This is a genomic window from Clostridium intestinale (assembly GCF_035905475.1).
Lineage (GTDB): Bacteria > Bacillota > Clostridia > Clostridiales > Clostridiaceae > Clostridium_T > Clostridium_T intestinale.
On the sequence record NZ_CP121166.1, the window covers coordinates 1,602,518 to 1,628,731 of the forward strand.

Annotated in this window: 21 protein-coding genes and 1 pseudogene; 5 read left to right on the forward strand and 17 right to left on the reverse strand. The window is 30.5% G+C overall.

Features of this window, described 5'->3' with window-relative positions; genetic code table 11:
• Positions 1-29 precede the first annotated feature (29 nt).
• The 6 genes from queG to P8F83_RS08400 form a co-directional block, all read right to left on the reverse strand.
• Positions 30-935: a tRNA epoxyqueuosine(34) reductase QueG gene (queG, locus tag P8F83_RS08375; RefSeq protein WP_326514237.1), complete on the reverse strand. Its 906-nt coding sequence runs from the start codon at positions 933-935 to the stop codon at positions 30-32.
• A gap of 116 nt (positions 936-1,051) precedes the next feature.
• Entirely contained in the window at positions 1,052-1,816 is a 765-nt protein-coding gene (locus P8F83_RS08380; protein ID WP_326514238.1) for an ABC transporter ATP-binding protein, read from the reverse strand.
• A gap of 12 nt (positions 1,817-1,828) precedes the next feature.
• Positions 1,829-3,097, reverse strand: a complete 1,269-nt coding sequence (locus P8F83_RS08385) for an FtsX-like permease family protein (RefSeq protein WP_326514239.1) — start codon at positions 3,095-3,097, stop codon at positions 1,829-1,831.
• A gap of 323 nt (positions 3,098-3,420) precedes the next feature.
• Positions 3,421-5,694, reverse strand: a complete 2,274-nt coding sequence (locus tag P8F83_RS08390) for an ABC transporter permease (protein ID WP_326514240.1) — start codon at positions 5,692-5,694, stop codon at positions 3,421-3,423.
• On the reverse strand, positions 5,694-6,398 hold the full coding sequence (locus tag P8F83_RS08395) for an ABC transporter ATP-binding protein (protein ID WP_326514241.1): 705 nt from the start codon (positions 6,396-6,398) through the stop codon (positions 5,694-5,696). The genes P8F83_RS08390 and P8F83_RS08395 overlap by 1 nt, the downstream gene beginning before the upstream one ends.
• Before the next feature lie 57 nt (positions 6,399-6,455).
• Positions 6,456-7,043 (reverse strand): TetR/AcrR family transcriptional regulator, encoded by a 588-nt coding sequence (locus P8F83_RS08400; RefSeq protein ID WP_326514242.1) that lies wholly within the window; start codon positions 7,041-7,043, stop codon positions 6,456-6,458.
• A gap of 536 nt (positions 7,044-7,579) precedes the next feature.
• On the opposite strand from P8F83_RS08400, the pseudogene P8F83_RS08405 reads away from it, so the two are divergent.
• Positions 7,580-8,778 (forward strand): annotated as a pseudogene (locus tag P8F83_RS08405) (IS3 family transposase).
• Positions 8,779-9,340: 562 nt separating this feature from the next.
• On the opposite strand, the gene P8F83_RS08410 reads toward P8F83_RS08405, so the two are convergent.
• Positions 9,341-10,246 carry a helix-turn-helix transcriptional regulator gene (locus P8F83_RS08410; protein ID WP_326514243.1) on the reverse strand — a complete coding sequence of 302 codons (906 nt, stop codon included), beginning with the start codon at positions 10,244-10,246 and terminating at the stop codon, positions 9,341-9,343.
• Between the two features lie 94 nt (positions 10,247-10,340).
• Here P8F83_RS08410 and P8F83_RS08415 point away from each other — a divergent pair, with 94 nt between their 5' ends.
• The 4 genes from P8F83_RS08415 (at position 10,341) to larA (ending at position 13,690) form a co-directional block, all read left to right on the forward strand.
• Entirely contained in the window at positions 10,341-10,919 is a 579-nt protein-coding gene (locus P8F83_RS08415; protein ID WP_326514244.1) for a 5' nucleotidase, NT5C type, read from the forward strand.
• A gap of 105 nt (positions 10,920-11,024) precedes the next feature.
• The gene (locus P8F83_RS08420; protein ID WP_326514245.1) at positions 11,025-11,609 is read left to right on the forward strand and encodes a DUF2238 domain-containing protein; all 585 of its coding nucleotides are present in this window, start codon (positions 11,025-11,027) and stop codon (positions 11,607-11,609) included.
• A gap of 152 nt (positions 11,610-11,761) precedes the next feature.
• Complete coding sequence (locus tag P8F83_RS08425) at positions 11,762-12,238, forward strand: hypothetical protein (protein WP_326514246.1); 477 nt, start codon at positions 11,762-11,764, stop codon at positions 12,236-12,238.
• A gap of 177 nt (positions 12,239-12,415) precedes the next feature.
• Positions 12,416-13,690, forward strand: a complete 1,275-nt coding sequence (larA, locus tag P8F83_RS08430; RefSeq protein ID WP_326514247.1) for a nickel-dependent lactate racemase — start codon at positions 12,416-12,418, stop codon at positions 13,688-13,690.
• 85 nt (positions 13,691-13,775) lie between these two features.
• Here the strand turns inward: larA and P8F83_RS08435 are convergent, their stop codons facing one another.
• The 10 genes from P8F83_RS08435 to P8F83_RS08480 form a co-directional block, all read right to left on the reverse strand.
• A complete protein-coding gene (locus P8F83_RS08435) occupies positions 13,776-15,467 on the reverse strand; it encodes a methyl-accepting chemotaxis protein (RefSeq protein WP_326514248.1) in 1,692 nt (563 codons plus the stop codon).
• A gap of 25 nt (positions 15,468-15,492) precedes the next feature.
• Positions 15,493-16,083 carry a TetR/AcrR family transcriptional regulator gene (locus P8F83_RS08440; protein ID WP_326514249.1) on the reverse strand — a complete coding sequence of 197 codons (591 nt, stop codon included), beginning with the start codon at positions 16,081-16,083 and terminating at the stop codon, positions 15,493-15,495.
• Positions 16,084-16,245: 162 nt separating this feature from the next.
• Complete coding sequence (locus tag P8F83_RS08445; protein WP_326514250.1) at positions 16,246-18,258, reverse strand: Na+/H+ antiporter; 2,013 nt, start codon at positions 18,256-18,258, stop codon at positions 16,246-16,248.
• Between the two features lie 239 nt (positions 18,259-18,497).
• Positions 18,498-19,718, reverse strand: a complete 1,221-nt coding sequence (locus P8F83_RS08450; RefSeq protein ID WP_326514251.1) for a Zn-dependent hydrolase — start codon at positions 19,716-19,718, stop codon at positions 18,498-18,500.
• A 13-nt stretch (positions 19,719-19,731) separates the two neighbouring features.
• Complete coding sequence (preA, locus tag P8F83_RS08455; protein ID WP_326514252.1) at positions 19,732-21,237, reverse strand: NAD-dependent dihydropyrimidine dehydrogenase subunit PreA; 1,506 nt, start codon at positions 21,235-21,237, stop codon at positions 19,732-19,734.
• Positions 21,238-21,262: 25 nt separating this feature from the next.
• Positions 21,263-22,630 carry a dihydropyrimidinase gene (gene hydA / locus P8F83_RS08460; protein ID WP_326514253.1) on the reverse strand — a complete coding sequence of 456 codons (1,368 nt, stop codon included), beginning with the start codon at positions 22,628-22,630 and terminating at the stop codon, positions 21,263-21,265.
• Positions 22,631-22,761: 131 nt separating this feature from the next.
• Positions 22,762-23,790, reverse strand: a complete 1,029-nt coding sequence (locus P8F83_RS08465) for an ABC transporter substrate-binding protein (protein ID WP_326514254.1) — start codon at positions 23,788-23,790, stop codon at positions 22,762-22,764.
• A 30-nt stretch (positions 23,791-23,820) separates the two neighbouring features.
• Positions 23,821-24,588 (reverse strand): ABC transporter permease, encoded by a 768-nt coding sequence (locus P8F83_RS08470; RefSeq protein ID WP_238907131.1) that lies wholly within the window; start codon positions 24,586-24,588, stop codon positions 23,821-23,823.
• 18 nt (positions 24,589-24,606) lie between these two features.
• Positions 24,607-25,383: an ABC transporter permease gene (locus P8F83_RS08475; protein ID WP_286904133.1), complete on the reverse strand. Its 777-nt coding sequence runs from the start codon at positions 25,381-25,383 to the stop codon at positions 24,607-24,609.
• A 2-nt stretch (positions 25,384-25,385) separates the two neighbouring features.
• Positions 25,386-26,195 (reverse strand): ABC transporter ATP-binding protein, encoded by an 810-nt coding sequence (locus P8F83_RS08480; protein ID WP_326514255.1) that lies wholly within the window; start codon positions 26,193-26,195, stop codon positions 25,386-25,388.
• Positions 26,196-26,214: the final 19 nt, after the last annotated feature.

Below are 26,214 nucleotides of genomic sequence, written 5' to 3' on the forward strand. Positions count from 1 at the left end.
GAAACACTCTGATTTTATATCAGAGTGTTTTATATTTTGTTGTGATCTTTATTAATTATTTCACAATTTCTTTCTAGTATTTTCCTCCCTCTCCAGCCAAAGGCTTTATGTTTATATCTTCTTGTAAACTCTTTGTTAGAAATTTTGCTTATTTCTTCACAATCTATCTTATATTTTAAATCCATCCTAAACTCTTCTAATATAGTTTCCTCAATTCCTTTATTATGAGGGCATACATTTTGACATACGTCACATCCCCATATCAATGGTGTTTCTTTTATAATTTCTTCTTCTTCTTTAGTGATCTCTTCTTTTTTTTGAGTTAAATATGACTTGCATTTGAGTGGGTTTATTGTGAAATCTCCCTGAATACATTGTCCAGGGCAAGCCTTCATACATCTTAAGCATTGAACACAAGTTTTTTCTATAGGTTTATCAGCTTCGAAAGGATAATTATTTAATATGTAACCAATAAATACATAACTTCCATACTTATCTGTTATTATATGATTGTTTATTCCCCAAAACCCCAAGCCTGCCTTATGAGCTAAATATCTATCGCTTAAAGGCCCAATATCCGCAAACTCTTTATAATGAAAACCCTCTATATTTTCACTTAAAAATTCTCCTATTTTTTTAAGCTTATCTTTAGCTACTATGTGATAATCTAACCCATAAGAATATTTAGAAATATTACCTTCCGCACTTTCCCCACTATAATATGGAAATAGACATACTATAACAGATTTTACTGTTTCTAAGGTTAGTCTTGGATCTACCCTTTTTTCTATATCCATTTCTTCAAAGCCAGTTAAATACCCTCTTTCTATCTGTTTTTCCCATCTTTCTTTAAAGTCATAATATGGTCCTGGTGGAGCTATTCCAACACATTCTATATCTATCGATTTGCAAAAATCTATTAAAGCTTTCTTCATTATAATTAAGCTCCTTTATAATAATTTATCTAAAATAATCTTTTTACCTATTCTATCATGAATTAAATAAAAATATCCCTTAGCTTTTAATTATACTTTAAACTAAGGGATATTTGTTAAAATGCTTCAAATAATGACTGTGATTCTCTAGACGTAGTATCAACAATTTTATAGAAAAATTCCTTTTGGGTTAAGGATTTTCTTTCAATCTCTTCATCAATCTTTCCATCTCTTAAGAAAACTAATTTTTTAGAGTAACTTGCTATCATAGAATCGTGGGTAACCATAAGAATTGCAATTCCATCTTTTTCATTTCTTTCTTGCAAAATTTTAAGTAATTCATGAGAGCTTTTGGTATCCAAGCTTCCTGTAGGTTCATCTGCAACTATCATTTTAGGATTTGTAACTAACGCCCTGCAAATAGCAGCTCTTTGTTTTTGTCCACCAGAGCACTCTGATGGAAACTTCTCTAAAAGGTTATGTATATTAAGATCTTTAGAAATAGCTTCAACTTTTTTATTTATATATTCCTTATCTTTATTAGCTAGCACCAAGGGAACCCCTATATTCTCTCTTATTGTAAGTGAATCTATTAGATTAAATTCTTGAAACACAAACCCTATATTTTCATATCTTAACCTGCTTATTTCTTTTTCTGACATAATAGTAACATTTTTATCATTTATTTTTACCTCTCCACCATTAGGTCTGTCAATAGTAGCTAATATGTTTAGAAATGTAGATTTACCTGTTCCAGAGGGTCCCATAATGCATACAAAATCACTTTCATTGACAGTTAAACTAACTCCATTTAATGCTTTAACTTTTGCTTTGTCCCCGTATACTTTTATAATATTTTTAGCCTCTATTATTTTTTTCATTATAACTGCCTCCTATAAATAACTTGTTATTAACCTTCTATACACAAAATACGATATTATTCCTATAATTAAAAAGGTTACTAGATAAACTCCCAAAAATGCTAAAGATAAAGTCGTAGATATGATTCCTATATTCCTAAATAATATTAAGTAAATAACTATATGAAATAATGGAATACCTATTACCATGTAATAAAATATTTTTACTTCATGAAATATAACTTTTTTTATTTGACTTATAGTATATCCTATCAATCTTAATTGCTTAAATGCATATCTTCTATTACTTACTTCAATCATCAGCTTGTACAAAATAGTTATTGCCATTAAAATAATAATAGTAATATAGGAGCATATACTTACTATTTTAATACTAGACGAATGACTATATAATCCAGATAAAGCTATAAGAGTAATTGTAGAAACAGAAAGTATCACAACTAAAAAATCTAATTTTCTCAAAGAATAATGTAGATTACTAAAGGATATTAACTTTACTTTATCATTTATGTATTTATTCTTTTTAAGCTTTAATATTGTATCTGGCAAAAAATATCTAATTACTCCCTGAGTTCCATATATTGAAAGTACTATATTTATAAAAATTAAAGCAGATGGATCTAACTTTTTAGGATTTATAACTATTGTTACTATAGGTATTAAGTAGATAATTAAGTATACAATTTTAGGGGTTTTTACTATCCTATCGTCAGGCTTATATACTTGTCTATTTTCCTTCATTAATTCAGTAATTTCTTTACTTGAAACATACATAAAGTCTCCATAACTTACACAAAAAAATTGTACCATTATAACTGCAAATGTTCCCCAGATACCTTCAGTAGATAAATCTAAAATACTTCCGCTTATGCCAAGCCCTCTAAACATAATGTATAAAAATAAAGGACTAATAATTATTCCTAAAATATAACCTAATATACTTCCAAGTCCTATAATAATAAAGTTTTGGAAAAACAGTAATGCTGATATTTTATAATAATTAGCTCCACTTAAAATAGATGTGGCAATTTCTTTACTTTTACTCATAATAAAATAAGAATTTGCGAAAAAAGTAAATAAAATTACTATTGATATTATTGAAAATATTATGGTGGATGATACTTCTGCTTCGTTTTTTCCTAATGCAACAAAACTTTCATTTGTCACTATATTAAATGCATTAAAAATAATTCCAACAGAAAAAGCTATAGATAAACAATAGAAAATACATTGCTTTAAATCTGATTTCAATAAATTTATGGTTAATTTATAAACTCCCATTATTCCTACCTCTAAATTCAATTTATTATTACATGGTTTATAGTTTAATTGATTTTAGATGTGAATTGTTAACCTTTTCAAAATAAGAAAATACTTATTTTTTATTGACAAATTTCTTCCTATATGTCCATTAATTAAATTCGTAAAAGAATTTTGTAACTACTATAAATATTATTTTTCACTCTACCTTTTGTAAACGCCTGTGAGAAAAAGTCCATCTACTTATATTAAGTTAATTTAATTCTCACAAGCGCTGAATTGTTCTTCTTATTTTTTATGAATAGTTAAGCTATTTACGTGTTCCAAAAGAATTTCAATAGAACTTACTCTACACCCTTAAGTGAGCTTACCATATCGATATCTTTTATTTTTCTTGAAAACATTAGATTTACAATTATTGAAAGCCCTAAGGCTATAATAATACTATAAATAATACTTGATGGATTTATAACTACCATCATATCAAAATCATCTCCTAAAAAAGAACACATATATTCAATAAGCGCCTTTCCTATAGGTGCTCCTATTATCATACCTAAAATAGTTAAAATTAGAGTTTGAGTCAATAGTAATTTGGCTATTTTTATTCTTTTAAAACCTATAACCTTAAGAGTTGCAAGTTCCCTTTCCCTCTCTACAAAAGATATAACCCCCAAATTATATAAAACAACTATTGCTAGAAGGGCCGCTGCAAAAATGCATATATAAACTAATGTGTTCATTGCTTCGCTTAAAGTATCATAACTTTCTATAAGCTGCTCTCTTGTCCACTTCGAATTTACTCCTTTTAAGTCCTCACTAACTTTTTCTGAAGTTATAACTGAGGTTGCCTTATAATCATATCCAAGTTTATCGTAATCATCCTTAGATATTACTACCCCTTGTGATATAGGAACTCTATAAATTTCACTTACTTTGGAATATACCCACTTATCTTCTCCATAAATATGCCACTCAACTTTATCTCCAATTTTTATGCCAAGTAAGTTTGCAAGTTTATAACTTATTGATATCCCATTTTTAGGTAAATCTATAAACCTTCTACTTTTATCCGTATATTTTATAAGAGTTGTATCATCAGTTACAAGCATGGTTCCACTCTTTTTCGCTCCATTTACTTTAACCTCAATAGCTCCCTCCATTAAGACTTCTCCATTTGTATTATCAATTATATTTTTTAGTTCTTGTTCGTTTATATTTTCTTCAAGCTCCAATTTACTATCAAATCTATATATATCCCTATACTGCCAATTACTCATATCGTCTAAGCTGTTTTGTAGCCCAAATGCACAAACTAATAACGCCATACATCCCATTACTCCAACTATACCCATTATAGACCTTATTTTACTTCTAGATATATCTCTAAAGTTCCACTGGGCATTAAAACCGAGTTTATTCCATATTTTAGTCTTGCTTATAATATTTTGCTTCATAATTTTAGGTGACTTAGGTCTTAAAGTTTCTGAAGGAGTATCCTTTAATACATTCATACAGGTTAAATAAGTTGCTATAACACATAAAATCACTGTAATCAAAGCTACCACTCCAAAACTCAAGGATATTCCTGGCTTCCATTCTGGAAGTGTATAAGTGGTTTTTAGAGATTTATAAAAAAGAAACGGTAAGCTTATTGGCCCTAATATTGCTCCTAAGGCTGCACCTAAAAGAGGTACCCAAAATCCATAAGAAATATAATGAAAAAGGATCTGTCTTCTTTTAAAACCCAGAGCTTTTAGAGTTCCTATTTGTGTTCTCTGAGAATTCACCAATCTTGACATTGTGGTCACAATAGTTAAAACTGCTATTCCTAAAAAAACTATTGGGAATACCTGTCCCATGGCTTTGTGTTGTTGAATCTCCTCATCAAACATAGTAAAACTCGGAAAATCCTCTCTTGATATAATAACACTATATTTCCCATTTAATGTTTTATCTATCTCATCCTCAAGTACGGAATAATTCTTATTCTCACTAGTAACCAATAAATCTGTATATACAATATTAAATCCAGCTGGTAGTGATTTATATGATAGATATGCAAAACCATAGTTATTATGATTTGGTATCATGTCATTAGCTTTTGTAAAATAAACATACTCTGGATTATATATAGTACCCTTAATCTTTTCAGTTATGGAGGCTCCATAATAACTAACCTTTATTTCATCTCCAATCTTTAATTTTTTTTCCTTAGCAAAACTATAATCTAACCAAATACCATTTTTATCTACTGAGAATTCTTCACCTTCAACAAGAAAACTTTTAGATATTTTATCTTCATCTAAAAAATTAAGTTTTAAACTTGGATTATTATCAAAATCTCCTATCCCTTCAATGCTCATCCTACCTTGAGCCTCTTTAACATCTACTAGTTTTTCAATTTTCTCTATATCTTCTTTAGAAAATCCTTTGCTGTAAATCCAAATATCAGATAAATTAGTATCTGTGTAATATTTATCTGCTATCTTTTTTAATCCATGCCAATCCCCACCTACACCACTATAGATATAAACGCCTAAGAAAGCCATTAGAAAAATAGAAATAAACTGTGTTTTATGCTGCTTCATATCCCTAAGCATTTTACGAAATAACATTACCAATTCACCTCACTTATTTTTTTAGGTGAGGTGTTAATAATAATTTCTTGTATTTTCCCATTTTTAACCCTTATGACTTTATCCGCAGCCTCAGCAAGAATTCCATTGTGAGTTACTATTATAACCGTCTTTTTATTTTCTCTACACATTTTTTGAAGTAAAGATAAAATCATAACTCCCGTCTCAGAATCTAATGCACCTGTTGGCTCATCACATAATAACATTGTTGGATTCTTACATAAGGCTCTAGCTATTGATACTCTTTGCTGCTCCCCTCCTGATAATTGAGATGGAAATTTATTCACGTGATCTATAAGTCCTATTGACTCCAATATTTCTTTTCCATCTAAAGGGTTCTTTACAACTTCTTTTATAAGTGACACATTTTCTAATGTAGTTAATGTTGGTATTAGATTATAAAACTGAAATACAAATCCAACATTTTCACCTCTAAACTCTGTTAGTTCATTATCAGAATAACCTTCTATATTTTCACCATTTACTATAATTTCTCCACTAGTTACGTAATCCATTCCTCCAAGTAAATTTAGTATAGTTGATTTACCTGCTCCACTTGGTCCAAGTATTACAACAAATTCCCCCTCATCAATAGTAAAATTAACGTTGTCAGCCGCCATTAATTTTTTATTACCAACCTCATAAATCTTGGATACATTTTTAAATTCAACAATTGGTTTCATATAATCCTCCTTTCTTATTATGTTTTATTTTCTAAGCATATTATTTGGGGTACCTTGCTATCTTTTTATCATATTCTCGCATGCACCTTTTACTAAAATCCAAATAACTTCATCAAAATCATCCCCTATTTCTTTTCTCTTAGAAGCTGTTAATATTAGGGCCCTTACTACAGCAGAAGCCACTTCATAAGAAACAGAAAAGTTAAAATTAGTAAGCTCCATAAGTTCTTTTATATGAAAATCATCACTATGGTAGTGTTTTTCTTTAACTTCTTTAGGGATTTTTCTAAGTAAAAACTCTATTTCATTTTCTAAGAAATACATAAGATTATTTTCAGCCATACTTTTAAGAGCTGTCATAAAAGCCTTTGCCAATCTATCACTTTCTGCTTCTCCCTCACTCTCAATAAGAGCTCTTGCAGCATTTGTATAAATTTCTTCATGCAAATCCTCCATCATTTCAAAAAACAATAGTTCTTTACTGTCATAAAAAATATAAAATGCACCTTTAGATATTCCCACCTCTTTTGCTAATTCATCTACAGTAGTTTTTTTCATTCCATATTTTGAAGCACATTCCCGTGCAGCTAACTTAAGTTTATTTTTTATTATATCTTTTTCCTCATCTGTAAAAGCCTTCGCCATACAACCACCACCCTATGACCAATTTATTCTTCACGGTCACATGATATCATTAATATCCTTTTCCTGTCAATAAAAAATTTCTACACAACAAAAAACAGGTAGATAATCACCACCTGCAAATAATGTACGTATACACGTTAATACTTCTTATAAATTTCTTTTACACTCACTTTAGAATCTATATAAAGCCTTAGACGGCGGTACACCTATATTATGTAGAAGCTTTTCTTTTCAAAAGCTTCATAAAATTCCTTTTTTATTATACTAAAAGGATTGGATTGAAGATTAGGAGCACTTCTACTGAATAGAGGTTAGAAGGATTAGACTGGCGCTGAAAACACGCCTATCGAATAGAGGTGCCCCTTTGCCCTGTAGGAGATTCCGCAGGAATTCTCCATTAGATTCCTTTTCATTCAACATAGTAGGATTAGACTGGTGCTGAAAGACGCGCCTACCGAATAAAGGTGGTGCTAGTATAGTTTTATGGACACATTTTAATAATTATTTATAATTAAAGTTAAGAGAGGTGTGTCCAAGTGAGAAGAAAGACTTATACAGAAGATTTTAAGAAAATGGTAGTGGAAGTTTATAATACTGGAAAACCAATTAAAGATATATGTGAAGAATATGGCGTATCAAAAGCTACTCTAAATAACTGGACTAATAGTGCTCAAGTTAAGCAGAAAATATCCCAAAAGCCTGTTATAGCTAAAAAGAGTAAAGCCACTGAAGAGAAGAACAAAGAAAACTCTAAAGAGGTCGCAAAATTAAAGAAAGAAAATGAACGAATTAAAATGGAACTTGAAATATTACACCAAAGGCGGGCTTTAGCCAAAAAAGCTATCGCCATATTCTCAAAGGATCAAGAGCTGTAATTAAATTTATTGATGATAATCATGGAATTTATCCAGTAAGGCTTATGTGTAAATTGCTGAATATGCCTAAGAGTACTTACTACCAATCTTATCACCATACTCCGTCCCAGAGGGAATCGGAAAACAGAGTATTGAAAGAAAAAATACTTAAAATTTATAACGAAAATAAATGTAGATATGGTGCTCCTAAAATACAAAAGTCTCTTGAACAATCTGGTTCTTATATAAGTATTAAGCGAGTTCAAAGATTAATGAAAGAGTTAAATATTCGTTCTATAGTAGTTAAAAAATTTAGACCAGTAAAGTCTAGTAAGAAAGTGTTAGAACGGGTAAATTTACTAAAACAGGACTTTAAAACTACTAAACTAAATGAGAAATGGGTAGGGGATATAACTTACATTCATACATTAAAGGACGGATGGTGCTACTTAGCTTCTATTATGGACTTGTATACGAGAAAGATAGTTGGCTACTCATTTTCAAAGACTATGGATTCTTCTGTAGTAATAGCTGCTTTAGATAATGCATATAAAATCCAAAAGCCAACTGAATCGCTTATTTTTCACTCTGATCTTGGAGTTCAATACACAAGTACAGAGTTTATTAATAGACTAAAAAAATATAGAATGAAAGCCTCAAATAGTAGAAAAGCATGTCCTTATGATAATGCCTGCATAGAGTCTTTTCATTCCATTTTAAAGAAAGAACAAGTTAACAATGTTCAATATTATGATTATGAAAGTGCAAAATTAGATTTATTTATTTTTATTGAATCCTGGTATAACCGTAAAAGAATTCATGGTTCTATCGGTTATATCACTCCGCAAATGAAAGAAGATCTTTTTAGGATGATAATTTAAGAATTAAAATGTGTCCAAAATATTGACCTAGGTCCAAACATTCAGACATTCAGACATTCAGACATTCAGACATTCAGACATTCAGACATTCAGACATTCAGACATTCAGACATTCAGACATTCAGACATTCAGACATTCAGACATTCAGACATTCAGACATTCAGACATTCAATAGGTAGTCTACTTTTTCTGCTTGTTCGTTATTCATCTTTTTATAAAAAATATTGTTAAATTTAAAATGGATTAGACTGGCGCTGAAAGGCACGCCTACAGAGCAGAAGTGCAGACATTCAATAGGTAGTCTACTTTTTTTGCCTGTTCATTATTCATCTTTTTATAAAAAATATTGTTAAATTTTTAAAAGGATTAGATTGAAGCTGAGGAACGCTTCTACCTATTAGAGGCGCAATCCTCTTTAAACTCCTTTTATTAAGATAATTTAAACAATGTTAACCCTACAGCAAGAAATGAAAGTCTTCACTCTGTGGCTGAAGCAATTTCTGCTGTATTAGCTGATTATGCAGAAGGATATTTAACGATTACGCACTTATAAGTATAAATTTATAAATAATTTCTTACAGCATCACTTAATCTATTTTTTATTTCTTCTCTTATATATTCTGGTTCTATAACCTCAACATCTGCACCAAAAGATAGTATATATCCATATACCCACTCCCCCTCTGCAAATGAGGTGTTAACTTCTATATATTCATCATTTTTATTATTTATATCTTCAATTTTAAACTCGTCATAAACTCTATGGGTTATTTTACGATTAAACCTAAGTATAAGGTTAATCATATTATTCTTTGAGGAGGAACTATCTATAAACCTTCCATCTCCATCTACAAAATCAAACACTTCATCTCTTATGATTAGTTCTCTTATTCTTGAGATTTTAAAGGTTCTATTAGCATTTCTAATTCTACAAAATCCAACCACATACCAAGCTTGCCCTTTAAATATTAATTTATAAGGCTCCGCTTCCCTTTTAGTTTCCTCTCCATCGTAATTTATATAATTAAAACTTATAACCTTATGACTTAAAATTGATGTTTTAATTTTATTAAACTTATTTTTTTCTTCTTCCCCACTTCCCCAACTAGAAAAATCAACTTCCAACCAGTTATAGCTGTTTGCATTTTTAAATAAAGCTCCTAGTTTAGTCAAAACTCCATCAATTTCAGGATATTTAACAGCCTTAAGATTATGCAAGGCATTTAACATTTCTGATTGCTCATCTTCTGAAAAAATAGATTTATTAAGAGTAAACTCTGGTAATATCCTAATTCCACCTTTATTACCCTTGTTTGTGTATATAGGAATATTAGCTAAACTAAGTGCATCTATGTCTCTATAAATAGTTCTAGTAGATACTCCAAACCGTTCAGCTAGTTCCTTTGCTGTGATATTTTCTTTATGTAAAAGAATCATCACTATTTCTAACAATCTATTAATCTGCATACTTTTACCATCCTTACTTATATATATTTAACCTATATTTAATAAAACCTTAACTTCCAAATGATAATATAAATCACATAAGGAGAGTGATTAAATGAAAAATTTAAACATCTGTATTGATATTGATGGTACAATAACTGATGCGTATTATTGGTTAAATCTTTCTAATAAATATTTTAATACCAATGTTTCTAAAGAACAAGTTACTGAATATTCAATTCCCAATGTTTTAGGTGTAGAAGAAAGTGTTTATGCTGAATTTTATGAAAATCATAAATTTCAAATTCATCTTGAGCAAGAACTTCTACCAAATGCTCGCAAACTAATAAATAAACTTAATATATATAATAATATATATTTTGTAACTGCTAGAGATAAAAGCTTAACTATGTTAACCCATGGTTATCTTAAGAAAAATGAAATTGCTTATGATGGTCTTTATGTTTTAGGTTCACCAGATAAAGTTGAAACAGCTAACCAACTTAATTGTGACATATTTATTGAGGATAGCTATGATAATGCACTTCAGCTTTCAAATGCTGGCTACAAGGTTCTACTAATTGATACGAATTACAATAGACTTCCTCTAAATGATAATATTACTAGAGTGTATAATTGGAAAGAAATATATAAAATAATAAATAAACTGTTATTACAATATGAGGCAATGTAATAACAGTTTATTTTTTCGTTAATGAGAATATTTTCTTCTGTTTATAAAGATATTAACTAAAGAGATACTATTTACTAAACTACTTACCTACGAGGTGGATTAATTATGAAGAATAAAAAAGATAAAACTTCTGTACAATTAGCTATTTTATTTGGAATTATTATTTTAATTACTTGTATATTCAATATTATAGAAAAACAATGGGAGAATATGTTTTTATCTTTATTAGCCTTTCTTTGTCTTCCTATTCCATTTATAATTAGCTTTATTTCTAAAGTCAAAAAAGTTCAATTACCTAAAAACTTTCTACTAATAGCCCTAACATTTAATTTTTCAGCTCAATATTTGGGTGAAATTTTACACTTTTACGAAAAATTTTGGTGGTGGGACTTATTATTGCATGGAGCATTTGGTTCTTATGCTGTTATAATTGGTATGAACTTAATTAAAGGAATTATACGAAAAGAAGCAGAAATAAGCGAAGAAAGATTTTTTGCATTTAAGACTATTTTTGCATTTACCTTTTCCATTACCTTAGAAACATTGTGGGAGATGTTTGAATACATTGGAGATCTTATACTTAAAACTGATATGTTGACAGGCGGAATACACGACACTGCTTCTGATATTCTTATAAATATTTTCTGTTCATGTATAACCCTAATTATTTATCGTATTCATAATAAATAATAAAGCTATAGTATTAATAGAATTTTAAATATCAAGACTTTTGTTACTATATTCAGTACCAAAGTCTTTTTTCTTAATATTTAAAAAGGTACACATTACTAATATATATTAATATATTAGTAGTAGTTAAATTAATTCTTGGAGATGGATATATGCCTTCATATAATTCCCCTGCAAATAATGGATCTACAAATAACTCCTCTATAAATGGCACTTCTATACGTCAAACTGGTAATGTACAGCTTGATTTAGAATTAATAGATAAAGAGATTGCCGCAGCATACATTGCTATTTTTGCTTATATAGTTCTTCTTTTTTCAGCACATGAAGATAAACAAATTATATATAATAGATTAAAAGGAACTGAACCTAATAATGCTGTTAGCCCAAATAGATTAGTTGCTTTATCAAATAGTCTAGTACTTATTGCTTATATTATTTTTGGCAACGTAGCGGATAGGAGATATGCTGAAATTGTTGAATCAGAAGCCATAGTAGATACTCCTCTAACTCCAACCCCTAACTTAAACATAAGTAAAGGATATAACATAGCAATTGTAGGCTGCATATTTAAAGTTCTTGGAGCTATGCAACGAGTAAATGAGGAGGACATTATAACTCTAGATTAGTTTAAATCTCTTTTTAACTTGCTATTAAGCTTTAATCTACTCTAAGATACCTTTATATGAGTATATATTTAAAAATCTCTGCCTTGCTAATCTTATGTACTACTAGCAAGGCTTTTTTATATTTTATTATATGTGTTAAAATATGGTTATCTATGATTTTTAAGAGGAGGAGAATTTATGAATACAATTGATATCCCTTATTCTAATAAAACACTAAAAATAACTATCGAGGATAAAAATTTAAAAGGTATTTTAGAATCGAAAGCAAATAATTACAGGGCTTCTATTTCTCAAGATGAAATCGTAAACAAAGCCCTTGACAACCCTGTAGGCAGCAATTCTTTAGAAGAACTAGTAAAAGGTAAAAATAACATTGTTATCATCACAAGTGATCATACAAGACCAGTTCCAAGTAAAATTACCATGCCTATATTATTAAAAAGAATAAGAAAGGTAAATCCGAGTATCAATATAAAAATACTTATAGCCACAGGTTTTCATAGACCAACTACAAAAGAAGAGATGATTAATAAGTTTGGCAAAACAGTTGCAGAAAATGAAGAAATAATAAATCATATCTCAACAGATGAGAGTACCTTAGTTAATGTTGGAACTCTCCCTTCTGGAGGGGAACTTTATTTAAATAAATTAGCTATTGAGACTGAGTTACTTATATCAGAAGGTTTTATAGAACCTCACTTTTTTGCTGGATTTTCTGGAGGCAGAAAAAGCGTATTACCTGGAATAGCTTCCGCAAAAACTATAATGGCTAATCATTGCTCTGAATTTATAAATAGCAGTAAAGCTAGAACTGGAATAATAGAGGACAATCCTATTCATAAAGACATGCTTTACGCTGCTGAAAAAGCAAACCTTGCATTTATATTAAATGTTGTTATAGATGAAGATAAAAATATTATAAATGCCTTTGCTGGAGATAGTAAACTAGCCCATGAAGAAGGTTGTAAGTTTGTAATGGAACTTTCAAGTGTAAAAAGCATACCTTCTGACATTGTAGTTTCAAGTAATGGTGGATATCCTTTAGATCAAAATATATACCAATCTGTAAAAGGAATGACAGCTGCTGAAGCTACTTGTAGAAAAGGTGGAGTAATTATTATGATAGCAGCCTGCAATGATGGTCATGGTGGACAATCTTTTTATGATAATGTTGCACAAGCTAAAAATCCTCAAGAACTTTTGGACAAGGTATTAACTGTTCCTCGAAATGAAACCATTCCTGATCAATGGGAATTTCAAATACTTGCAAGAATTTTATGTAACTATACTGTAATTATGGTTACTGATATGTGTGATCCAGATATGATTAAAAGTATGCATATGAAACATGCAAGTACATTTGAAGAAGCTTTAGAAATGGCTTATAAAATAAAAGGAAAAGATGCAGAGGTTGTTGTAATTCCAAACGGCGTAGGAGTAGTAGTAAAATAATAATTTTTAATACTAAAAGTATATAAATATTAAAGACACATATATCTTGTAGTCAACTATGGCTACTATACATGTGTCTTTATAATTATACTTTAAATTTGTCTATTAATTTATTTATATTTATAGTCATATCACTTAAATCTTGAGCTGTACTTGTAACTTCTTGAGAAGAAGCACTCATCTCTTCTGATGATGCAGCTATTTCTTCTGACGATGCAGAAACCTCCTCAGATATAGCTGTTAAAGATTCTATGTTTTTAACTATCGAATCTTTTTCATTTTTTATTGATATTGCTGAGGTATTTACAGACTCTATCATCGGTATTATACCATTAACAGACTGAATTATATTTTTAAAGGAATCCATAGTAGTATTTATTATGTTTATCTGATTACTAAGCTCAGAATTCATTCCATCAGCAGAGTTAATAATGTTCTCACTATCTTTTGATATATTGTTTATTAAACTATTTATATTCATTGAAGAATTTTTTGATTGCTCTGCAAGTTTTCTTATTTCATCTGCTACAACTGAAAATCCTTTTCCAGCTTCACCAGCTCTAGCAGCTTCAATAGCTGCATTTAATGCTAAAAGATTAGTTTTATCAGCTATACTATTAATTGCATTTGTTATATCATTAATTCTTAATATATTACCTTCAAGCAGGTTTATCTTATTCATGAATTCATTAAATGTAGTATTTATATTTTCAACTGATTTAAATAAGTGACTCATATCTTCGTTACTTGTATTTGCCATAGAACTTATATATTTAGAACTTGAATCTATTTCATAAATATCATTAACAATTTCCTCAACTTCGCTACCAAATTTCTCAAGTACAAAGGATACTTGTACTAGGTCTTCTGCTTGAGTTACAGTTCCTTTTGCTACCCCTTGTATAGCCATAGCTACTTCTTCAGAAGAGGATGCCATTTCCTCTGATACAGCAGTTAAATTTTCTCCTTTTTCTTGTAAATAATTTGATGTTGTTTTGATTTCTTTAACTAATGAAAATATATTTTTATTCATGCTATTTAAGCTTTCTGCTATATCTCCTGTTTCATCTTTTGCATCTATGTTGCAAACTTCCGTAAGATCTCCATTTGAAATCTTATTTAAGGAAAATACAATTTTTTTAATATTTTTTGTTATAGAATTAGTAAATAATATTGATATTAGGATAGCTAGTCCTACTATTGAAAAAGTTATTATTCCTATTGTTAACATTAAAGCATTAACTTCTGAATTTATCTTTGATTCCTCTATTCCTATGAATAATATTCCTATAACCTTATTTGAGCTATCTTTTATTGGTACATACTTTGCCCTATATTTAGAGTCAAGTACTTTAGCTGATCCAATATACTCTTTTTCTTTTGTTAAAACTTCATTTGCTACTTCCTCGGATACCTTTGTTCCAACAGCTCTTTTACCATCTGTTATAACATTTGTAGCAACTCTAGTATCTCCAAGAAATATTGTAGTTGGTGAATTTGTTGCTTCTTTAACGATATCTACAAATTCAGTATTATTATTTATAATAGTATTCCCTTTATAAAGCTTGTCTCCTTCTACTTTCCAATTACCAGGGTACTTCTCGTTTAAAATACTCTCTGCCAAATTAACATAGCTATTAAGGCTAGTATTCAAATTATTTACAACTAGATTTTTTATTTGAGAAAATACAACTCCAAAAACTGAAACTCCTAAAACTACTAATAAAGATATTGTCATTAATAAAATTTTGCCTTTTAATTTTAACTTGCTAACCACTTTCTTTTCCCCCTTAAGCTTTTATTTATGTGCCATAAAATTTATTTCTTACACCGTCCCAAAAATAATTCCAACTTTTATTAACTTTATCCATATTAAAAATATCTGAATTTAACTCCATTTGTATATTTCCTCGTAAGAGACAATAATAGAAATATGTTATAGCATCAATTTCCTCTTTTGTTAATTCTTCTTTGTTAATTCCATTTTGAATTATTTCAGAAATTAAATCATTCATTAAATTTTTGAACTTTTCTATTCTATCAATAATTTTTTCTGGTAAATCGTAAGATGTAACAAAAAACAAATAAGCTAAAAATCCTCCAATGGGTTTATTCTCTCTAATGTAATTAATACTTTCTATTAAAATATTTTCAAGAATAACTTTAGTATCACACCCTCTATTCTCATTAATAAGATTTAAAAACTTTGAGTAAATCTTTGAAGACTCATCTTCAAACACCTGTAAAAATAAGCTTTCTTTACTATCGAAATGTGCATAGATAGAAGGTTTTTTTATTCCTGCTTTTTGTGATATTTCAGAAATACTTACACTGTTATAGTGACCTTTTGAAAATGATTCAAAGGCCGCATCAAGTATTTTTTGTTTAGACAAATCCTCACCTCTTCCTACCTATCGTTAGTTCTTGTAAAAATATTAGCACCTTTTTACTTAATAGTCAATTCTAATTAATAATTTTTATTTATAAATATTTATTTCTATAAAAAGTAAAAACTCACAAATCTAACTAGATCCTGTGAGTTTCTAACTGTATATTTATTCTAAAAATAGTTCTTCTCCTATATTTGTAGCTTCCATGTAATTAAGTATACTTCTTAATTTATTAGCAGTTTCTCGATTGATTTTATTGTTTTCAAGAAGGTTTTGTATTTTATTTCTAGCCATTTGTAATGCCTTAAACTGTAATTCAGTTTTTTGTTTATTTAAACTCTCACTATCCTTTTTGTCATTTATAAGAAGCCTTCTAATAAAAGTTTTATAATATTCAATAACAAACATTGAGGCATTTCTATTTTCTTCATTTATTTGAGATTCTATTGCCTTTATAGCTGCCTTGGATGTTTTAATTTTAATTTTTTTTATACATTCCATATCTATATTATTTACTTCTGTATCTCTATTAAATAATCGTTTTAATGTTCTCTTCGTGGAATTAATATTATCATATACTCCAAGTGAAGGGTTCCTCGATAAAGAACTCTCTATTTTTCTTATTCTTTCCTTGACTATGGATATTATTTCTGAAGGAAATTCTGCATGTTCTAATAAACGTTTTAATTCTATATATTCTGCCTCCATACCAATTTTGAATATATCTTTTCCTATACGTCTATCTTGTATTGTTAATTTTATTTCCTCTTTATTACTTAAATTTTCTGACTTTATCCTTCTATAATCATAAATTAGCGACTTTGCTGCTGCTTTGTTATCATCACTCGTTTCTTCATTTATGGCCTCTATGGCAGTGTCGATAACTTTTATAAAAGCTTTTTCATTAAATGTACTCTTCTCCTTCTCCTCATCTTCCTCTTTTGCTATGATTGGTAAAACTGCACTTGCCATAATTATAGTAACAAGAATTACCCCCGCCGCAATAAAGATGATTAAATCTCTCTGCGGAAAAGATGCACCATTATTTAAATAAAATGGTATTGAGAATGCCCCTGCAAGAGTTACAGCACCCCTAACTCCAGAAAGTGATGTAAGTAGAGAGTGAAATAATCTACTGTTCTTTTTCTCTTCTTTATCCTTATTAGGTTTGTCTTTCCAAAAAACATAAACCCATAAAAATCTTAATAATATCAAAGTTGCTGTAATAACCAGTATATAAATCGATAATTTCAAATTGCTGACAGCATCGTCTCTTAATATGACAAACATAGCATCTGGTATCTGCAGTCCCAATATTAAAAATACAAGCCCATTTATTATAAATAGAACAACTGACCAAGTACTTCTTGATACAAATTTTAATTTTGATATTATAGGTTCAGAATTTTCTGCTGTTATGCTATAAACTATTCCTCCCGATACTACCGCTAATATTCCCGAAACTCCAATTTCCTCTGAAATTAGGTAAATTATAAAAGGTGTTATAAGCTGAATAAGCATGTGAAATGTTACATCCTCTAATCCTACCCTTCTTATAACTGAACTTAATTTTGAAATTAAAAAAGATATTAAAACACCGCTAAATAAACCACCTAGTGCAATTATAAAAAAACTAGTAGTAGCATGTGTTATTGAAAATACACCTGTAACAGTAGCTGCAATAGCAAATTTAAACGCTACTAGCCCAGAGGCATCATTCATAAGAGCTTCACCTTCTAAAAGAGCCATTATTGATTTAGGTAACTTCACTCTTTCAGATAAAGAGCTTACAGCAACAGCATCTGTTGGAGATAATATAGCCGCTAAAGCAAAACATGCTGACATTGGCATTTCCGGTATCAGCCAACTTATTACATATCCAACCACAACAACTGTTACTAAAACTAAACCAAGAGCCATTAAAATTATAGGACTTCTTATTTCCCATAGTTCTTCTTTTGATGTCATTTTTCCATCATTATATAAAAGTGGCGCTATAAATAGAACCATAAATAGCTCTGGTTCCAAAGTCATATGTATCCCCATAGGTAAGCTACTTAAAATAATTCCTATTATAATTTGTATCAAAGGTACTGGTATAAATGTAATTATTCTACTTAAAATATTGGAAGCCAAAATTCCTATAAGTAAAACTAAAACTGCTATAAATACTTCCATAAATATATCCCTCTTTCTTTAAAACATATCAAATTTATTATGCACATCTGCATTACATATTACAACTTTACTATAAAAATTTAAACTCTATATAAACTGCTATTTGTTAGACGCTCTTTTCAGAGTCTGTCTAATCCTTTTATTAAATTCCCTTAATGATCTATTACTAGTTCCTCCATTCCTTTATAAAAAAGAGCTGTCTGCAACTTGTGCGACAGCTCTATCCCATTTATTTCGATTTAGTTTTTATCAATATCTAATATTGTTTGTAATAATACATTAGCACCTTTTAAGCAATTTTCAAGTGGAGTAAACTCTTTTTCACAATGACTGTGCCCATTTTCGCTTGGTACAAAAATCATGGTTGTTGGAATTATTTCTGTTATAAATTGAGCATCATGTCCTGGCCCACTATACATTTTTTTTGTGGAATAACCATACTCTTTTGCATTTTTTTCTACATAATCTATAAATTCAGGGTTAAAGCGAACTGTATTACGTGACCATGCCTTTTCATAACTAGCTTCACACTTTTCAACCACCTTAGGAATTTCATTTATAATATCAAGAACCTTACTTATAACCTCTGAATCTTGATGTCTTGCATCTAAAGTAAACTTAACACAATCTGGAATAACTGTATGGATGTTAGGATGTGCTGATATTTTACCAGTTGTATATACTAACTTGCTATCAAGTTTATCAAGCTCATCATGTAGATATTGTATGGTTTTTACAGCTGCATATAAAGCATCTTTTCTATACTTCATTGGTGTTGTTCCTGCATGGTCAGCTTGCCCTATAAATGTAAATTCATAATTTATCATTCCGCAAACCCCTTCTACAACTCCTATATCTATTTTTTCATCCTCAAGTACTGGTCCTTGCTCTACATGTAGTTCTACTAAAGCCTTGTACTTCTCTAATGTAGCTCTGTTTTCTATTTCGCCCATGTAACCACTAGCTTCTAAAGCTTCTTTAAATGTAATTCCTTCAATATCTTTTGATGCTAACATAATATCCTTATCAAACTTGCCAGTTATAACTCCTGAGGACATCATTGCAGGTTCAAAGCGAGCACCTTCTTCATTAGTCCATACTACTACCGTAATTGGATGTTTATGTTTTATATTTTCAGTAACAATAGTTTCTGCTGCTTCTAGTGCCGTAAGTACTCCTAATATACCGTCATAATTCCCTCCTTGCTTAACTGAATCCATATGAGAACCACTCATTATAGCTGGAAGTCCTTCTTCACCAGGTATAGTTGCATAAATGTTAGCCATATCATCAGTTTTTATTTCCATTCCTAGCGCCCTGCATCTTTTGCAAAACTCTTCTCTTGCCTCTAGAGCTTCCTTAGATAAAGATAATCTTGTAATGCCTCCTTTTCCTGTATCTCCAAACTTACTAAAAGTTTTAATTTTGTCTTCAAGTCTTTCTTTACTACAAGTTAACATCTCAGTATCCCCCTTATATTTTTTGATTAACCCTTTTTCCTGGTGCCACAGCACTAGCTGGACAAACAGTTACACATAGTTGACATCCCACACACTTATTTGCAATAAGTATAGGCTTTTTACTTTTTTCATCCATTTTTATTGCTTGATGTCCACCATCATAACAGGATAAATAACATCTACCACAACTTACACATTTTTCTCTATTAAATCTTGGATAGCAGATACTATCCCTTTCTAATTCATCTGCTGGAACTATCTTAGGAAGTGCTTTCCCTACAATTTCAGAAATACTATGGTATCCTTGTGAACTTAAATATAACTTCATCCCATTTATTAAATCCTCAATAACTCTATATCCATACTGCATTACAGAAGTTGTAATCTGAACATTTTTACATCCTAATGCTAAAAACTCTGCTGAATCTCTCCAGGTTTCTATTCCACCCATTCCACTAAACTCTGCATCTTTTAACTCTTCACAACTACTCATGCTATGAATAAAACGAAGGGCTATAGGTTTTACTGCCTTGCCTGAATATCCACCAACACTTGTTTTACCTTCTACATTTGGTTCCGATTCAAAGGTTTCTAAATCTAAATTCATTATGCTTTTAATAGTATTAATAGCTGCTATCCCTGTAGCTCCTGCCTTCATTGCAGCTATTGCTGGAACTTCCATATTGCCTATGTTCGGTGTCATTTTAGCTAATATAGGTAGATTAGTTCCTTTTCTTGTAGCCTTTGTATAAAGATCTACTAAATCTGGATCTTGTCCAACATCAGATCCTACCCCTTTATTTGTCATGTGGGGACATGAAAAATTACATTCTATTATATCTGCTCCTGCCTCTGTCATTAATTTAGCTAAGGTAGTCCATTCATCTTCGTTTTGTCCCATAATTGATGCAACAATAACTTTAGTTGGGTAGTTTTTCTTTAATTTTTTTAAGAATTCAATATTTTCTTCTAATGTGTGATCAGAAATCTGTTCAATATTTTTAAATCCTACAAAAGGTAGATTCTCTTTTGTAAGGGCTGTAAACCTTGGAGAAACCTCTTTAGGCACAAACATACCTATAGTTTTAAAAGCCACTCCTGACCATCCCATATCAAAAGCCTTAGCCACCATCTCATAGTTACTACCAACTACAGAAGAAGATAAGAAAAATGGATTTTCACATTTAACTCCACAAAAATCTATTGATAAATCAACCTCTTTTTCTTCTATCTTTTGTTCACTAGATATACCTTTTAGTATTCTATCTATATTAACTGAATCGTTAATCTTACCTTTTAAACAGGCATCTTTACAAGCTTTAGATTCACACATATCACAAGGCAGGACATCAGGCAATTTGTTTACTGCTCCAGCCTTATTTTCAAATCTTAAAGAAAGAATAATACTATCAACTTCTACTGAATGAGGGCAAGCTTTTCGGCAAGGTGCCTCATGACAAAGTAAACATCCTGCAACATCCTCTCTAAGTGAAATATCTTTATATAATAAACTATTCATTTCATTGCCCCCTCCTAATACATCTTTATTTACGTCCTACTCTTTTAACAAACTTACCAAGTCCAGGTGTTCCAACAAAATCACCATTATCATATACTAAAGCTCCACGTACATAAGTTTGTACTGGATATCCCTTAAGTTTTTTACCTTCCCAAATAGTATGATCATAATCTGAATGCATGTTATCTACTGAAATTGTGAACTCTTTTTCTGGATCATATATAACTATATCTGCATCCTTTCCAACAGTTATAGAACCTTTCTGCGCACATCCAAATATTTTAGCAGGATTAGTTGAACATAGTTCCACAACTCTATTAAAACTTAACTTTCCTTCATTTGCTTTAGATAACATGTATGGATATAAGTTTTCAACCCCTGCACATCCATTAGGAATCTTAGTAAAGTCATCTTTACCCCAATCTTTTTCATAACTTTGGAATGGACAATGATCTGTAGCTACAGTATCTATAGCTCCTGTGTTAATAGCTTTCCAAAGTGCATCTTGACTTTCTTGTCCTTTAATCGGAGGTGAACATACAAAGTTTCTTCCATCTTCTCTTTTATAAACTTCACTAGTAAATTCTAAATATTGAGGACAAGTTTCTATATATATGTCATGACCTTCCATTTTAGCTTCTACAGCAGCTTCAAGTCCTTCCTTATCTGCCATATGAACTATATAAAGAGGGGCATCTACGGATTTAGCTATATGAACAGCTCTCTTATCTGCTTCTGCCTCAACATACTCAGGTCTACTTAAATAATGATACCAAGGGGAGGTTTTTCCTTCTTTTAAAAACTTTTCAATATTTAAGTCTATTAAATCTGGATTTTCTGCATGAAGATTTGTTATGGCACCCGTTTCCTTAGCTTTTAATAAAATTTTAGTGAAGGTTGCATCGTCTACCATCATTCCTTCTTTTTTATATACAAAAAAACATTTAAAGCTTGTTATACCGTAATTAACTGCATCTTCAAATTCATCTAATATCTTCCCATCATTTAAATCTGTTATAATGCAATGGAAGGCATAATCAACACAAACTTCTGGATCAGCCATTTCTCTTCTTCCCTTTACAGTCTCTAAAACACCACTGCCTTTTCTTTGCATTGGATAATCAAAAACTGTAGTAACTCCACCACAAGCTGCAGCTCTTGTTCCTGCCAAATAACTATCTGATGAAACAGTACCTCCAAAAGGCATTGCCAAATGAGTATGCACATCTATAGCCCCAGGTAAAATCATCTTTCCTTTAGCATCAACAACCTTTGCTCCTTTTTCCTCTAAATCTGTACCTATTGCTATTATCTTTCCATCCTTAACAGCTATATCAGCTACATATGTCTCACTTGATGTTATAATCATTCCATTTTTTATAATTAAATCCATACATATTCTCCTTTCATTTATATACCATTACTGCCACTTACACATCACCCATTTAGATGATGATAAGTCGCACTAAGCTTGTATATTTATGGTTCAGATGAGAGAATTCCCTCATCTGAACTTAAGTTTAATTACTTAGTTGCTTCATCCCAGTATTCTGAAGTAAATGTTGTTTTATCAACTACTGGATCTTTAGCTAAGTCTTTATTATAAAGTTTTAAGAATTTTGCTGTTTGTTTAACTGCATCCATATCTATTTGTCCTATTTTGGCTGAGTCAAAACCTTGTGGAGCTGCAAGTTTAGCTACTTCTTTAGCCATATACACCTGATGTTCTAAAGATACTGATTTATCAACATCATAAACAATTTTTCCAGCTGCTTCTGGATTTTTAACAGCTTCCTGCCATCCTTTAATAGTAGCTTTTAAGAAGCGAGTAACCACATCTTTATTCTTAGATGCCCATTCAGAGTTTACAAATAAACAATCTTCAAGCATTGCAACACCTTCATCATTCATGTTTATAACATTTAAATCACTTTCTGGAATGCCGCTTTCTAATAATAATCCAAATTCGTTATAAGTCATTGCAGAAGCTGCATCAACTGAACCTTCTTTTAATTGATCCATTGTATAATCTTGTTGAACTAACTTTAGGTCTGAATCCTTATTTAATTTATATTTTTCTAATAATGCAAGAACTTCATATTCATTACCACCAAACCAGTTAGCAACTTTTTTACCTTTTAAATCTGCTGGAGAATTAATTCCTGAAGATTTTTTAGAAGCTAATAATAAACCTGATTTTTGGAATACTTGTGCTATTTCTTGTAACTCATATCCTTGAGCTTGATAGGTCATTAAACTTGATACCCATGTAACTCCTATATCTGCTGCCCCGTTATATACATTTTGCTCTGGTATAATATCACTTCCACCTGGTAAAAGCTCAATATCTATTCCCTCTTCTTTGTAATAACCTTTCTCAGCGGCTACATAAAACCCCATAAATTGTGATTGAGGAAGCCATTTTAGTTGAAGTTTTACCTTATCTAAACTTCCATCTGTCTTTGTTGTATCTTGTGCCTTAGTCCCGCAGCTTACAAGGGTTAATCCCATCATTACTACGCTTAAACATAGAGTTAATAATTTCTTTTTCATTTTTATATCCCCCTTTTTAAATAAAATAATTTATCTTTGAGAAGCATGCCATTTTATAGCTCTGCGTTCTACCAAAAGAACAATTAAATATAGAACAATTCCTACTAAGGCTGCCATAACTATGTAAGACCACCCCATTGCCATCATCCCTTTTCTTAAGTTATCTTTTACTCCAAACCCAATACCTGAAGTAGATGCAGCAAAATATTCACTTATCATTGCTGCCATTATTGCTGCTGCAACATTTATTTTTAGTGCAGTTAACACACTAGGCAAACAATTAGGTAATCGAAGTTTAAAAAATATAACCCTCTCTGAGGAAGCATAGGATTCCAATAAATCTTTAGAGAAAGGCTTTAAATCATTTAACCCTCTATAAGCGTTAATTGCCATAGCTGCCATACAAACTACTGTTACTACGCCTACCTTTTGAGCAAATCCACTAGTAAACCAGCGATTCATTATTGGAGATAGTGCAACTATTGGTATTGCATTAAATGCTGCTATTATACTAAGTCCTGTGTATCCCCACTTTGGAAATTGTGTAGCTATTACAGCTACTAAAAATCCAATAAGACATCCTAAAGCTAGTCCAACTAAAGCTCCTGAAATTGTTACTATGGTATCTGCTATAGCTTTATCAAAATTCTTTTGCAGAGTCTCTATAATTTGTGATGGTATAGGTAGTTGAAAAGGCTTAAAACCTAAAACATCATGTATAAGTCCTTTTTGCCATATAAATATAACTAATATTCCAAATCCTAAAGGCAATAAAACATTTTTAACTTTTTCTTTCATGACTTCTTCTCCTTTCCCTTATGTAGTTTGTTTTCTCCATGGCATACATATCTTCTCAAAGAAAATCACTACAAAATAGCCCATAATACCCATAAGCGCACTAGTTACAACTGAAGCCCAAAATACATCTTTTGTTCCAGAATATAATGAATAAAGAAGTTTAACACCTATCCCGCCACTTGAACCTAACATATCAACTAATATTGATGCAGTTATTGCCATTGGCGCTGCTATTTTTAATCCTGCAAATAGATAAGGTAAACTATAGGGAATCATAAGCTTGTAATATATGCTTTTTTTCTTAGCTGCATATGAATATAGTAGTTCCTTCTTATCACTCTCAACACTATTAAGTCCACTCAACATATTAACTGAAACTGGGAAAAACGTTATATAAGCGGCTATTACTATTCTTGAAGTATTCATATCCTTAACTAAAGTGAATATTATAGGAGCAAGTCCTAATACTGGTATCATTTGTGACACTATCAAATAAGGCAACGCTATCTTTTCTGCTATCTTTGATAAACTCATAATAATTGCCAACACAAAACCTATTAAAGCTCCTAGTGCAAATCCTAAAACAGCTCTTGAAAAAGTAAGTCCAGCTGCTGAAACTAAATCGGTAAAATTCTGAGTAATAGATACAATAATACTATGTGGATAAGGTAACTTCGCATCAGCCATAGGGTCATTAATCACTTTATCTAGAAAGAAAGCAATCAATTCCCAAACTAAAAATACTCCAATAGTCCACACTAAATTGACTTTGTATTTTTCTTTCTTACTTAGCATTATCACACCCCCTCAAAGCTGTTTCTAATTTTAGTTATATAGTCATAGAATTTTTGTGTTTGTTTTGATTCCATATTTCTTGGTCTTGGAATATCTATATCTATTACAGCTGAAACACGTCCAGGATGTGGTGATAAAACAACAACTCTATCAGATAGGAAAACCGCTTCTGAAATATTATGAGTTACAAATACTACTGTCTTTTTTGTTTTACTCCAGATATCCAAAAGATCTTCATGAAGTTTTTCACGAGTAAATTCATCTAAAGCAGAAAATGGCTCATCCATAAGAAGAATTTCTGGATTAATTGCTAAAGCTCTTGCAATTCCAACCCTTTGCTGCATACCTCCACTTAACTCATAGGGATAATGTTTCCCAAACTTTGATAATCCTACTAGATCAAGCATTTCTGAAACCTTAGCTGTACGATCCTGCTTCTTCATACCTAAAATCTCCATTGGCATACATACATTTCTTCTAACTGTTCTCCAATCATATAAAACTGGATTTTGAAATACTACCCCAAACTTCTTTTGTAGTCTTATATCTCTTGGACTTTGTCCTCTTACTGTGATATTTCCAATAGAAGGTTGTAATAAATCTGCTATGATTCTAAGCAATGTTGTTTTTCCGCAGCCTGATGGTCCTAATAATGAAATAAATTCTCCTTCTTTAACCTCTAGATTAACATCCTTAAGAGCGGTTACCGGCTTTCCACCATTTTTATCTTGATATATCATGCTTAAATTTTCTATTTTAATTTCTATATTATTTGACTCTTCTTGAAATGTAGTTTCTATTTCATTAATCATACTTACTACGCCTCCCCTA